This is a genomic window from Streptomyces sp. NPDC053560 (assembly GCF_044544605.1).
Classification (GTDB): Bacteria; Actinomycetota; Actinomycetes; order Streptomycetales; family Streptomycetaceae; genus Streptomyces.
Map to the genome: position 1 here is coordinate 411,866 of NZ_JBITXI010000005.1, position 12,956 is coordinate 424,821.

10 protein-coding genes and 1 pseudogene are annotated in these 12,956 nt (G+C 66.9%); 1 reads left to right on the forward strand and 10 read right to left on the reverse strand.

Translation table 11 applies throughout. The features are described from left to right. Nucleotides 1–2: 2 nt before the first annotated feature. From rplC to ACIGQF_RS14550, 4 genes are all read right to left on the reverse strand, one after another. Nucleotides 3–647 carry a 50S ribosomal protein L3 gene (gene rplC / locus ACIGQF_RS14535; protein ID WP_361558202.1) on the reverse strand — a complete coding sequence of 215 codons (645 nt, stop codon included), beginning with the start codon at nucleotides 645–647 and terminating at the stop codon, nucleotides 3–5. Nucleotides 648–664: 17 nt separating this feature from the next. Then, on the reverse strand, nucleotides 665–973 hold the full coding sequence (gene rpsJ / locus ACIGQF_RS14540; protein ID WP_003948644.1) for a 30S ribosomal protein S10: 309 nt from the start codon (nucleotides 971–973) through the stop codon (nucleotides 665–667). Nucleotides 974–1,412: 439 nt separating this feature from the next. Then, entirely contained in the window at nucleotides 1,413–1,838 is a 426-nt protein-coding gene (panD, locus tag ACIGQF_RS14545) for an aspartate 1-decarboxylase (protein ID WP_399709732.1), read from the reverse strand. Between the two features lie 210 nt (nucleotides 1,839–2,048). Next, a complete protein-coding gene (locus ACIGQF_RS14550; RefSeq protein ID WP_399709735.1) occupies nucleotides 2,049–2,579 on the reverse strand; it encodes a DUF4232 domain-containing protein in 531 nt (176 codons plus the stop codon). A gap of 315 nt (nucleotides 2,580–2,894) precedes the next feature. On the opposite strand from ACIGQF_RS14550, the pseudogene ACIGQF_RS14555 reads away from it, so the two are divergent. Next, a pseudogene (locus ACIGQF_RS14555) lies at nucleotides 2,895–3,481 on the forward strand (Uma2 family endonuclease). 142 nt (nucleotides 3,482–3,623) lie between these two features. On the opposite strand, the gene tuf reads toward ACIGQF_RS14555, so the two are convergent. The 6 genes from tuf to ACIGQF_RS14585 all read right to left on the reverse strand — a co-directional run bounded on the left by tuf (nucleotide 3,624) and on the right by ACIGQF_RS14585 (nucleotide 12,940). Next, nucleotides 3,624–4,817 (reverse strand): elongation factor Tu, encoded by a 1,194-nt coding sequence (tuf, locus tag ACIGQF_RS14560; protein ID WP_399709738.1) that lies wholly within the window; start codon nucleotides 4,815–4,817, stop codon nucleotides 3,624–3,626. A 165-nt stretch (nucleotides 4,818–4,982) separates the two neighbouring features. After that, nucleotides 4,983–7,103: an elongation factor G gene (fusA, locus tag ACIGQF_RS14565; protein WP_361558187.1), complete on the reverse strand. Its 2,121-nt coding sequence runs from the start codon at nucleotides 7,101–7,103 to the stop codon at nucleotides 4,983–4,985. 39 nt (nucleotides 7,104–7,142) lie between these two features. Beyond that, the gene (gene rpsG, locus ACIGQF_RS14570; RefSeq protein ID WP_030262788.1) at nucleotides 7,143–7,613 is read right to left on the reverse strand and encodes a 30S ribosomal protein S7; all 471 of its coding nucleotides are present in this window, start codon (nucleotides 7,611–7,613) and stop codon (nucleotides 7,143–7,145) included. Between the two features lie 2 nt (nucleotides 7,614–7,615). Continuing rightward, nucleotides 7,616–7,987 carry a 30S ribosomal protein S12 gene (gene rpsL / locus ACIGQF_RS14575; protein WP_003948652.1) on the reverse strand — a complete coding sequence of 124 codons (372 nt, stop codon included), beginning with the start codon at nucleotides 7,985–7,987 and terminating at the stop codon, nucleotides 7,616–7,618. A 377-nt stretch (nucleotides 7,988–8,364) separates the two neighbouring features. Continuing rightward, nucleotides 8,365–8,838, reverse strand: a complete 474-nt coding sequence (locus ACIGQF_RS14580; RefSeq protein WP_399709743.1) for a DUF1707 and DUF4190 domain-containing protein — start codon at nucleotides 8,836–8,838, stop codon at nucleotides 8,365–8,367. A gap of 202 nt (nucleotides 8,839–9,040) precedes the next feature. After that, entirely contained in the window at nucleotides 9,041–12,940 is a 3,900-nt protein-coding gene (locus ACIGQF_RS14585; protein WP_399710150.1) for a DNA-directed RNA polymerase subunit beta', read from the reverse strand. Between the last annotated feature and the right edge of the window lie 16 nt (nucleotides 12,941–12,956).

Here is a 12,956-nt window from a genome sequence, read left to right on the forward strand (position 1 = left end):
CCTCAGGCCCCCTTGGCCGCGGTACGGACCAGGACGAGGCCGCCGTTCGGACCAGGAACTGCGCCCTTGATGAGCAGCAGACCCTTCTCCGCGTCAACGGCGTGGACGGTCAGGTTCTGGGTGGTGACCCGCTCATTGCCCATACGGCCGGCCATCCGCATGCCCTTGAACACGCGGCCCGGGGTGGCGCAGCCACCGATGGAGCCCGGCTTGCGGTGGATGCGGTGCGCACCGTGCGAAGCCTTGCCACCGGCGAAGCCATGGCGCTTCATGACACCGGCGGTGCCCTTGCCCTTGGTCTTGCCGGTCACGTCCACCTTGATGCCGGCGTCGAAGACCTCGGCGTTGATCTCCTGGCCGAGGGAGTACTCGCCGGCGTCGGCGGTACGGACCTCGACGAGGTGACGGCGGGGGGTGACGTCGGCCTTGGCGAAGTGGCCCTTGAGGGGCTTGTTCACCTTGCGCGGGTCGATCTCGCCGAAGGCGATCTGGACGGAGTCGTAACCGTCCTGGTCTGCGGTGCGCACCTGGGTGACGACACAGGGACCGGCCTTGACCACGGTGACCGGGACAACACGGTTGTTGTCGTCCCAGACCTGGGTCATGCCGAGCTTCTCGCCCAGGAGGCCCTTGATCTGCTTAGTCATTCTCAGCTCACCGGCCCTCAGAGCTTGATCTCGATGTCGACGCCGGCCGGAAGGTCGAGTCGCATCAGGGAGTCAACGGTCTTCGGCGTCGGGTCGAGAATGTCGATCAGGCGCTTGTGCGTGCGCATCTCGAAGTGCTCGCGCGAGTCCTTGTACTTGTGCGGCGACTTGATGACGCAGTACACGTTCTTTTCAGTGGGCAGCGGCACCGGGCCCGCGACCGACGCACCAGTGCGGGTCACCGTCTCGACGATCTTCTTCGCCGAGCTGTCGATGACCTCGTGGTCGTAGGCCTTGAGCCGGATGCGGATCTTCTGTCCCGCCATGGCTACTTAGTAGTCCTTTGTCTCGTAACGCTCTGGGACCCGGTGCGTTCACGTCCCCGTCCGCCACATCCTGCGATCCGTCCGACCCACGCGGTCGGGCGTGTCGCATCCCTTCCCGCATATCTCCGCAGGGGAGATCCTTCGAGAAGGAGGACGTGGGGTCATGGACACCCACCGGGCGCCTGGCTGAGGCACCCCGCTGAGCTTCCCGGAAGATTCCCGTACTTCCACCCCTGAGAAGGGATGACGAATACCTGGGACTCGCTTCCGGTCCTCCCGGCGGGAGGCGCGCAGCATCGGCACTCAACCGAGCAACTTGGCTAGTGTGCCATATGGGGCACACGGCTGGCCAACCGAAGGGGAGAGAGTACCCCACGCCACACCGCGCGAATCCTCGGGCCCGCCCGATCACCTCCGGACGGACCCCTCGCCCCCTCCCTCAGCCGGCCGGAACGACCGCCTGCGGACTCCGCTCCTGCTCGCTCCCCGGCACCGGCGCGGAGGCGTCGGCGCCCACCGCGACAATCCGGTTGTCCGCATCCACGTGCACGACGCTCGGCTTCAGCACCCGGGCCTCGGCGTCCTCGACCTGCGCGTAACTGATGAGAATGACCAGGTCACCGGGGTGGACGAGATGTGCGGCCGCGCCATTGATCCCGATGACCCCGCTCCCCCGCTCGCCCTCGATCACGTACGTCTCCAGCCGGGCGCCGTTCGTGATGTCGACGATGTGGACCAGCTCGCCGGGCAGCAGATCGGCGGCCTCCATCAGCTCCGCGTCGATCGTCACGGACCCTACGTAGTGCAGATCGGCCTGGGTCACGGTGGCCCGGTGGATCTTGGACTTGAACATGGTGCGCAGCATGGCGTCACTCCTGTGTGAGGCAGGTCGCGCCCCCGGTACGAGGTGCGCGCCGACTCGGCCATGCTAGGGCGCCCGGCAGCGCCGGCGCCGAGTGATGTCCGCCTCACCCTCCTGCGCGCAGGAGGGTGCCCCCGGCCGCGCGTGGGGGTGCGCGGCCGGGGGCACGGCTCGGTGGGTGCCTGACGGGTGTCGGACGGCTCCCGGCAGTCGTCAGCCGGCGGTCGGGAGCTTCGCGGACCAGGCGGTCAGGCTCAGGGTGCCGTTGTCCACGTCGTCCTCCAGCGGGACGACGCTGTGGGAGTTGCTGCCCGTCGGGGAGACCTGGAGGTACTTGGCGGGGGCCGGGTCGGCGCCGGTGTGCGTCCAGACCAGGTCCGCGTAGGCGACGCCCCCGGGCTTGAGCGTGACGGTGCGGGCACCCGGGTCCTTGGCGAAGTACGTGTCACCGTGGCGCACCTCGGTGTTGAGCGCGGTGTGTCCCGCGCCCTCCAGCGCCAGCCCGGCGTAGCCCTTGATCGCGCAGGTCTCGTCGCCGGTGTTCTGCACCTTCAGGTAGGTGCCGGCGTGGTTCATCCCGGCCTGGCTCCGGCCGGCGTCGGTGGTCGTCACCTTCAGCGTGCCCGGCTGGCAGGCCCCCGCGCCGGCGTCGCTCGCCTGCGCGGCGGCAGCGGCTCCCGCGAGCCCTCCCGCGGCCATGACGGCAACGGCGGCAGCGGTCACGACGGTACGCAGACCACGCATGGTCATCAGCTCCTTCTCCCACGCGGGTGCGCCCGGTAGTGCAGTCCCGCTCCTCAACTGGCACACACCAGCCTGCCGACCGTCGCTGATGATCGGCTAATACCTCACTAACGGTCCACTTGCCCCTTTGGCCCGTACACGTCCGGCGGCACACTCGCCGGTCAGCCCGCCTCCGCCGAGGGAAGGGTGCCTTCGTCCGTGGGTAACGGAACCACGGACGGCCCGCCCCTCCGTCGCCAGCATGAAGGCGATGTCCCGGCAGCGGCACGGCCGAGCCGCCGGCGCACGTGCCGACCGGGACGAGGAGCGGACGCCATGACCATCGCCCCGGACGACGCACAGCGGGACGCCCTTCTGTACCGGGCCATGAGGGGCTTCATCCAGTCGATGGACGACACCCTTCCCGGCAAGTTCGAGATCACGGAGGAAGGGATCGTCCACGACATGACGGCCCCGTCGGCCCCCACGAGCTGACGGTGCTGCGGGGCCGGAAACGCCTCGAAAAGGTGATGCCGGAGGAGTTCGTCGCTCACACGGGGGCGCCCGACGTTGAGGGCGAGACGCAGGGCATCATGCGTCACCCGGACATCAGGGTCATCGCGGAGGGGGACATGGAGGTCGAGGGCTCCTTCGACCCGCGCGCCCTCGTCGCCACCGTCGAAGTGGTCTCCCGTTCCCACCCCGACAACGACTGGGTGGGCAAGATGCGGGATTACCCCCTGCTCGGAATTCCCGTCTACGCGCTCTTCGACCCCCGCAGCGCATCCGGAGCCGTGTTGTCCGGCATCCACGACACACCTCTCGGGCCCCGCTACTCGGTGCGCAAGGACTTCGTCTACGGCGAAGACGTCGCGATCGGGGTGTGGATCATCCCGACGCGGGACCTCCCGCGATATCCGTAGCCGGTCGCACGGCTCCGCCGCGCCGCACCCAGGCACACCGCAGGCGCCCCGTAAGCACGACAAAGGGCCCCGCACACCCGAAGGTGTGCGGGGCCCTCGCTCGCCAGGAGCGCCGGGTCTCCCCGATCGTCAGTAAGAGGTCTTACTTGACGATCTTGGTGACCTGGCCGGCGCCGACGGTCCGGCCACCCTCACGGATGGCGAACTTCAGGCCCTCCTCCATGGCGACCGGCTGGATCAGCTGGACGGACATGGAGGTGTTGTCGCCCGGCATGACCATCTCGGTGCCCTCGGGGAGGGTCACGACGCCGGTCACGTCCGTGGTACGGAAGTAGAACTGCGGGCGGTAGTTGTTGAAGAACGGGGTGTGGCGGCCACCCTCGTCCTTCGACAGGATGTAGGCCTGGGCCTCGAACTCGGTGTGCGGCGTGACCGAACCGGGCTTGATGATGACCTGGCCGCGCTCGACGTCCTCGCGCTTGATACCGCGAAGCAGCAGACCGACGTTCTCACCGGCCTGACCCTCGTCCAGCAGCTTCCGGAACATCTCGATGCCGGTGACCGTGGTGGTGGTCTTCTCGGTCTTGATGCCGATGATGTCGACGGTCTCGTTGACCTTGAGGACACCACGCTCGATACGACCGGTGACAACGGTGCCACGGCCGGTGATCGTGAAGACGTCCTCGATCGGCATCAGGAACGGCTTGTCCGTGTCGCGCTCCGGGGCCGGGATGGCCTCGTCGACGGCGTTCATCAGGTTCAGGACCGACTGGCCCCACTCCTTGTCGCCCTCGAGCGCCTTGAGCGCCGAGACCTTGACGACCGGAACGTCGTCGCCCGGGAACTCGTACTCGGAGAGGAGCTCACGGACCTCGAGCTCGACGAGCTCCAGGATCTCCTCGTCGTCCACCATGTCGGCCTTGTTCAGGGCGACAACGATGTAGGGAACGCCAACCTGGCGGGCCAGGAGCACGTGCTCCTTGGTCTGCGGCATCGGACCGTCGGTCGCGGCGACCACGAGGATCGCGCCGTCCATCTGGGCGGCACCGGTGATCATGTTCTTGATGTAGTCCGCGTGACCCGGGCAGTCGACGTGGGCGTAGTGACGGTTCTCCGTCTGGTACTCGACGTGCGCGATGGAGATGGTGATACCACGCTGGCGCTCTTCCGGCGCCTTGTCGATCATGTCGAAGGCCGAGGCCTCGTTCAGGTCCGGGAACGCGTCGTGCAGCACCTTGGTAATGGCGGCCGTGAGGGTCGTCTTACCGTGGTCGATGTGACCGATGGTGCCGATGTTGACGTGCGGCTTAGTCCGCTCGAACTTCGCCTTCGCCACTGGGGTCCTCCTGTGGAGTGGTTCTGTACGCCTTACTCATCGGCGCCAGGTGATCTTTGCTGGGGTGCCGGCTGACGGGGGCAATCCTCACGGATGGCGGGGATTGCCCCGTCAGTCGGTGTCAAGCCTAAAGCGTGTCGGGGTCCGACTCTGACGAGACGGGTCTTACTCGCCCTTGGCCTTCGCGATGATCTCCTCGGCGACGTTCCGCGGAACCTCGGCGTAGGAGTCGAACTGCATCGAGTAGCTCGCGCGACCCGACGTCTTGCTACGGAGGTCTCCGACGTAGCCGAACATCTCCGAGAGCGGAACCAGGCCCGTGACGAGCTTGGCACCGTGACGGTCCTCCATGGACTGAATCTGTCCACGGCGGGAGTTGATGTCGCCGATCACGTCGCCCATGTAGTCCTCGGGCGTGGTGACCTCGACCTTCATCATCGGCTCGAGCAGGGCCGGGGAGGCCTTGCGCGCGGCCTCCTTGAAGGCCATCGAACCGGCGATCTTGAACGCCATCTCGGAGGAGTCGACCTCGTGGAAGGCACCGTCGAGGAGCGTGACGCGGACACCCGTCAGCGGGTAGCCGGCGAGCACACCGAACTCCATGGCCTCCTGGCAGCCCGCGTCCACGGACGGGATGTACTCCCGCGGGATGCGGCCACCGGTGACCTTGTTCTCGAACTCGTAACCGTCGCCCTCGAGGGGCGCGATCGCGATCTGCACCTTCGCGAACTGGCCGGAACCACCAGTCTGCTTCTTGTGCGTGTAGTCGAGACGCTCGACGGGCTTGCGCAGCGTCTCGCGGTACGCGACCTGCGGCTTACCGACGTTGGCCTCGACCCGGAACTCACGCTTCATACGGTCGACCAGCACGTCGAGGTGCAGCTCGCCCATACCCGCGATGATGGTCTGGCCGGTCTCCTCGTCGGTGTGGACCTGGAAGCTCGGGTCCTCCTCGGCGAGGCGCTGGATGGCGACACCCAGCTTCTCCTGGTCGCCCTTGGACTTGGGCTCAATGGCGACCTGGATGACCGGGGCCGGGAACTCCATCGACTCCAGGATCACCTGGTTGGAGGAGTCGCACAGCGTCTCACCGGTGGTGGTCTGCTTCAGACCCATGACGGCGACGATGTCACCGGCGCCCACCGACTCGATCTCCTCACGCTTGTTCGCGTGCATGCGGTAGATCTTGCCGATGCGCTCCTTCTTGCCCTTGACGGAGTTCAGCACCTGCGTGCCGGACTCCAGGCGACCCGAGTAGACCCGGATGAAGGTGAGCTTGCCGAGGTGCGGGTCGCTCGCGATCTTGAACGCAAGAGCGGCGAGCGGCTCCTCCTCGGAGGGGCGGCGCTTGATGACCTCGTCGGGGTCGTTGACCGCGTGGCCCTCGATGGCCTCGACGTCGAGCGGCGAGGGGAGGTAACGCACGACCGCGTCCAGCAGCGGCTGGACACCCTTGTTCTTGAAGGCGGTGCCACAGAACACGGGCGTGACGGTGGTGTTCTCCGCCTTGCCGGCGCTGATGGTGATACGGCGGATCGCCGCGTACAGCTGCTCCACGGTGGGCTCCTGGCCCTCCAGGTACAGCTCCATCAGCTCTTCGTCGTTCTCGGCGACCGTCTCGAGGAGCTTGCCGCGCCATTCCTCGGCAGCCTCGATGTGGGTGTCCGGGATGTCGACGGTGTCGTACATCTCGCCCTTGGCGGCCTCGGCGGACCACAGCAGGGCCTTCATGGTGACGAGGTCGACGACGCCCTTGAAGTCCGCCTCGGTGCCGATCGGCAGCTGCATCACGATCGGGGTCGCGCCGAGGCGCTCCGTGATCATGTCGACGCAGCGGTGGAACTCGGCGCCGGTGCGGTCGAGCTTGTTGACGAAGCAGATACGCGGAACGCCGTAGCGGTCCGCCTGACGCCACACCGTCTCGGACTGGGGCTCAACGCCGGCAACGCCGTCGAACACCGTCACGGCACCGTCGAGCACGCGCAGGGACCGCTCCACCTCGACGGTGAAGTCGACGTGCCCCGGGGTGTCGATGATGTTGATGGTGTGGTCGACGTTCTCCAGCGGCCAGTGACAGGTGGTGGCAGCAGAGGTGATCGTGATGCCACGCTCCTGCTCCTGCTCCATCCAGTCCATGGTGGCAGCGCCGTCGTGGACCTCACCGATCTTGTACGAAACACCGGTGTAGAACAGGATCCGCTCGGTGGTCGTCGTCTTGCCCGCGTCGATGTGGGCCATGATCCCGATGTTGCGGACCTTGGCCAGGTCAAGTGAAGTGGTAGCCATAAGGCTTTCGTCTTCTCTCGGTCTCGATGTGGGTAGCGACTACCAGCGGTAGTGCGCGAAGGCCTTGTTGGACTCGGCCATCTTGTGCGTGTCCTCGCGCTTCTTGACCGAAGCGCCGAGGCCGTTCGAGGCGTCCAGCAGCTCGTTCATGAGGCGCTCGGTCATGGTCTTCTCACGGCGGGCACGGGAGTAACCCACGAGCCAGCGCAGCGCCAGGGTCGACGCGCGACCCGGCTTGACCTCGACCGGAACCTGGTAGGTCGCGCCACCGACACGGCGGGACTTGACCTCGAGGGTCGGCTTGATGTTCTCCAGCGCGCGCTTCAGCGTGATGACCGGGTCGTTGCCGGTCTTCTCGCGCAGGCCCTCCATGGCGCCGTAAACGATGCGCTCGGCGGTGGAGCGCTTTCCGTTCAGCAGCACCTTGTTGATGAGGGAGGTCACCAGAGGAGAGTTGTAGACCGGGTCGATGATGACCGGGCGCTTCGGGGCGGGGCCCTTACGAGGCATTCTTACTTCTCCTTCTTGGCGCCGTAGCGGCTGCGAGCCTGCTTGCGGTTCTTGACGCCCTGCGTGTCGAGGGAGCCGCGGATGATCTTGTACCGAACACCCGGCAGGTCCTTCACACGACCGCCACGCACGAGCACGATCGAGTGCTCCTGCAGGTTGTGGCCCTCACCCGGAATGTAAGCGGTGACCTCGATGCCGCTGGTCAGACGCACACGCGCGACCTTACGCAGGGCCGAGTTCGGCTTCTTCGGGGTGGTGGTGAAAACACGCGTGCAGACGCCGCGGCGCTGGGGCGAACCCTCAAGTGCGGGCGTCTTGTTCTTCTCGACCTTGTCCTGCCGGCCCTTGCGGACCAGCTGCTGGATCGTAGGCACCGTTTCTCCGGTTTCTGTGTGCCAGTCTCGGTAAAGCTAACCTGGAACTTCGCCGACCCACGAGGTCGGGTGTGTCGAATACCGCAGACTTCCTCGCTGGAACGAGGAGCGGCGGATTACGGTGTCGAGACCCGGCTTCGTGCGCACCGGCACCGCCCGCCCGAAGGCTTGAGGAGATGCGCGCACGGCAGGCCAGGGACACCCCAGGCACAAGGTCAGAGCGTACCTACCGCATGGGCTGCGGTCAAAACAAATGCACACGCGTAGGACACGCCGGACTCCTTCGGCGCTGCCGCCACCGTAGTGGGCCGGTGCGGCATACGGAAGAACGTCCTCGGCCCCGATGCGGCGGGCCCGTCGGCCGGCCCGCCGCCCCCTCAGGTCTTCGGCAGCAGGGCCAGCAACGTGACCAGCATCACCAGGCACCAGCCCCCGATCGCCAGCCAGCCGAGCACCACGCCGGTCAGCGCCATGCCGTCGCCCCGCTCCCCACTGCGGCGGATCTCCGTGCGCGCCTTGTGTCCCAGGATGACCGCGGGAACGGCGGTGACACCCCAGGTCAGCGGGGTGAGCAGACCGCAGATCATGGCACCGGCCGCGGACGGATTGGTCCGTTGCGGCGGTGGCAGCGGGAGGAACGTCGGCGGGACCATCGGCTGTGGCAGCACCATCGGCTGCGGTACCGGCCCCTGCGGCAGGTCCCCCACCAGTAACTGCAGGTCCGCATAGGTCACGGACTGGTACGCGCGGGCGACCCGCTGCTCGTACTCGTCCTTGGAGAGCCGCCCCTCGGCGAACCCCGCCTTCAGCACATCGACCGCCCGCTCCCGGTCCGCGTGCGAGGCACGCATGGCGGGCACCTGACGAGGCGGGTGGGCCGGCGGGCCACCCTGCCATGGTTCGAACGCCACCTCTATGACCTCCCCCAGGCCGGAGCGCTGACCGTCCCATCATCCCCCAGACACCGCAGGGCGGTCACCCGACATGAGGATGACCGCCCTGTGGCTGCGCTTTTATGTGGTGCCTCGCGTGCCGGCCGCCGCCGGCCACCGCTTACTGGTTGTACGGACCGTAGTCGTAGTCCTCCAGCGGGACGGCCTGGCCGGAGCCGGTGCCGAACGGCGAGTAGTCGATGTCGTCGTAGCCGACGGCCGAGTACATCGCGGCCTTGGCCTCCTCGGTCGGCTCGACCCGGATGTTGCGGTAGCGGGACAGGCCCGTACCGGCCGGGATGAGCTTACCGATGATGACGTTCTCCTTGAGGCCGATGAGGCTGTCGGACTTGGCGTTGATCGCCGCATCCGTCAGGACTCGGGTCGTCTCCTGGAAGGAGGCGGCCGACAGCCAGGACTCCGTCGCCAGCGAGGCCTTGGTGATACCCATCAGCTGCGGACGGCCGGAGGCCGGGTGGCCACCCTCCGCCACGACGCGACGGTTCTCGCCCTCGAACTTCGAGCGCTCCACCAGCTCGCCCGGCAGCAGCTCCGCGTCGCCGGACTCGATGATCGTCACGCGGCGCAGCATCTGCCGGATGATGATCTCGATGTGCTTGTCGTGGATCGCCACGCCCTGGCTGTTGTAGACCTTCTGGACCTCGCCGACCAGGTGGACCTGGACCGCACGCTGGCCGAGGATGCGCAGCACGTCGTGCGGGTTGATCGCACCGACGGTCAGCGGCTGGCCGACCGTGACGTGGTCGCCCTCGCCGACCAGCAGACGGGCACGCTTGGAGACGCCGTAGGACGTCTCGTCGCTGCCGTCGTCCGGCGTGACGATGACCTTCTTGGTCTTCTCGGTCTCCTCGATCCGCACGCGGCCGGCGGCCTCGGAGATCGGGGCGACACCCTTGGGCGTACGGGCCTCGAAGAGCTCGACGACTCGCGGCAGACCCAGGGTGATGTCGTCACCCGCCACACCACCGGTGTGGAAGGTACGCATCGTCAGCTGGGTACCGGGCTCACCGATGGACTGGGCGGCGATGATGCCGACGGCCTCACCGATGTCGACCAGCTTGCCGGTGGCCAGCGAACGGCCGTAGCAGAAGGCACAGGTGCCGACCGCGGACTCACAGGTCAGGACCGAGCGGGTCTTGACCTCCTCGACGCCGTGCGCGACCAGCTGGTCGATGAGCACGTCACCGAGGTCCACGTTGGCCGACGCGATGACCTTGCCGTCCACCACGACGTCCTCGGCGAGCATCCGCGCGTACACGGAGGACTCGACGTCTTCCGCCTTGCGCAGCACGCCGGTGGCGTCCTTGCTGGCGATCCGCAGCTTGAGGCCGCGCTCGGTGCCGCAGTCCTCCTCGCGGATGATGACGTCCTGGGAGACGTCCACGAGACGACGGGTGAGGTAACCCGAGTCGGCGGTACGGAGGGCGGTGTCCGCGAGACCCTTACGGGCACCGTGGGTGGAGATGAAGTACTCCAGCACGGAGAGACCCTCGCGGAACGACGCCTTAATGGGTCGCGGGATGGTCTCGTTCTTCGCGTTCGACACCAGACCACGCATACCGGCGATCTGCCGCATCTGCATCATGTTTCCTCGGGCACCCGAGTCAACCATCATGAAGATGGGGTTCGTCTTGGGGAAGTTCTCGTTCATCGCCTCGGCGACCTCGTTGGTCGCCTTGGTCCAGATGTTGATCAGTTCCTGCGTGCGCTCGTCCTTGGTGATCAGACCGCGCTCGTACTGCTTCTGGACCTTCTCGTCCTGGGCCTCGTAGCCCGCGACGATCTCCTTCTTGGCCTCCGGCACGACGATGTCGGAGACGGCGACGGTGACACCGGAGCGGGTGGCCCAGTGGAAACCGGCCGCCTTCAGGTTGTCCAGGGTCGCCGCGACGATGACCTTCGGGTACCGCTCGGCCAGGTCGTTGACGATCGCGGAGAGCTGCTTCTTGCCCACCGAGTAGTCGACGAAGGGGTAGTCCTCGGGCAGCAGCTCGTTGAAGAGCGCGCGGCCCAGGGTCGTCCGCAGGCGGAAGCTGTCACCGGGCTGCCACTCGGGCTCGCCCTCCTCCGGCGCCGGCGGGGTCCAGCCGCGGGGCGGAACGGTGCCGATCGGGAAGCGGATGTCGACCTTCGCCTGGAGCGACAGCTCCTTGGCGTCGAACGCCATGATCGCCTCGGCGACCGAACCGAAGGCCCGGCCCTCACCGATGACCTTGCGCTCCTCCTCGTCGGTGGTGAGGAAGAACAGGCCCAGCACCATGTCCTGGGTCGGCATGGTGACCGGACGGCCGTCGGCCGGCTTGAGGATGTTGTTCGAGGACAGCATCAGGATGCGGGCCTCGGCCTGCGCCTCCGCGGACAGCGGCAGGTGCACGGCCATCTGGTCACCGTCGAAGTCCGCGTTGAACGCGGTGCAGACGAGCGGGTGAATCTGAATGGCCTTGCCCTCGACCAGCTGCGGCTCGAAGGCCTGGATGCCGAGGCGGTGCAGGGTGGGCGCACGGTTCAGCAGAACCGGGTGCTCGGCGATGACCTCTTCGAGGACGTCGTACACGACCGTGCGGCCGCGCTCGACCATCCGCTTCGCCGACTTGATGTTCTGCGCGTGGTTCAGATCGACCAGGCGCTTCATCACGAACGGCTTGAAGAGCTCCAGCGCCATGGCCTTCGGCAGACCGCACTGGTGCAGCTTCAGCTGCGGGCCGACGACGATGACGGAACGCGCGGAGTAGTCCACACGCTTACCGAGCAGGTTCTGACGGAACCGGCCCTGCTTACCCTTCAGCATGTCGCTGAGGGACTTCAGCGGGCGGTTACCGGGACCGGTGACCGGGCGACCGCGGCGGCCGTTGTCGAACAGCGCGTCGACGGCCTCCTGCAGCATCCGCTTCTCGTTGTTCACGATGATCTCGGGGGCACCGAGGTCGAGGAGACGCTTGAGGCGGTTGTTGCGGTTGATCACACGGCGGTACAGGTCGTTCAGGTCGGAGGTCGCGAAGCGGCCACCGTCCAGCTGCACCATCGGACGCAGGTCCGGCGGGATGACCGGGATGCAGTCGAGCACCATGCCCTTGGGGCTGTTGCTGGTCTGCAGGAACGCGGAGACGACCTTCAGTCGCTTGAGCGCACGGGTCTTCTTCTGGCCCTTGCCGGTACGGATGATCTCGCGGAGGCGCTCGGCCTCCTCCTCCAGGTCGAAGGTCTCCAGGCGCTTCTGCAGCGAAGCGGCACCCATGGAGCCGTCGAAGTACGTGCCGAAGCGGTCACGCAGCTCGCGGTAGAGGAGCTCGTCGCCCTCGAGGTCCTGGACCTTGAGGTTCTTGAAGCGGTTCCAGACCTCGTCCAGGCGGTCGATCTCGCGCTGCGCACGGTCGCGCAGCTGCTTCATCTCACGCTCGGCACCCTCGCGCACCTTGCGGCGCACGTCGGCCTTGGCGCCCTCGGCCTCCAGCTCGGCGAGGTCGGTCTCCAGCTTCTTGGCGCGGGCCTCGAGGTCCGCGTCGCGGCGCTGCTCGATCTGCTGGCGCTCGACGGAGACATGCGCCTCCAGCGAGGGCAGGTCGCGCGTACGGCGCTCCTCGTCCACCCACGTGATCATGTAGGCGGCGAAGTAGATGACCTTCTCAAGGTCCTTGGGGGCGAGGTCCAGCAGGTAGCCCAGCCGGCTCGGCACGCCCTTGAAGTACCAGATGTGCGTGACGGGGGCGGCCAGCTCGATGTGGCCCATCCGCTCACGGCGCACCTTGGCGCGGGTGACCTCCACGCCGCAGCGCTCGCAGATGATGCCCTTGAAGCGGACGCGCTTGTACTTACCGCAGTAGCACTCCCAGTCCCGGGTGGGGCCGAAGATCTTCTCGCAGAAGAGGCCGTCCTTCTCGGGCTTGAGGGTGCGGTAGTTGATGGTCTCCGGCTTCTTGACCTCGCCGTGGGACCACTGACGGATGTCGTCAGCGGTGGCAAGGCCGATCCGCAGCTCGTCGAAGAAGTTGACGTCGAGCACTGTCGTCAATCCCTCT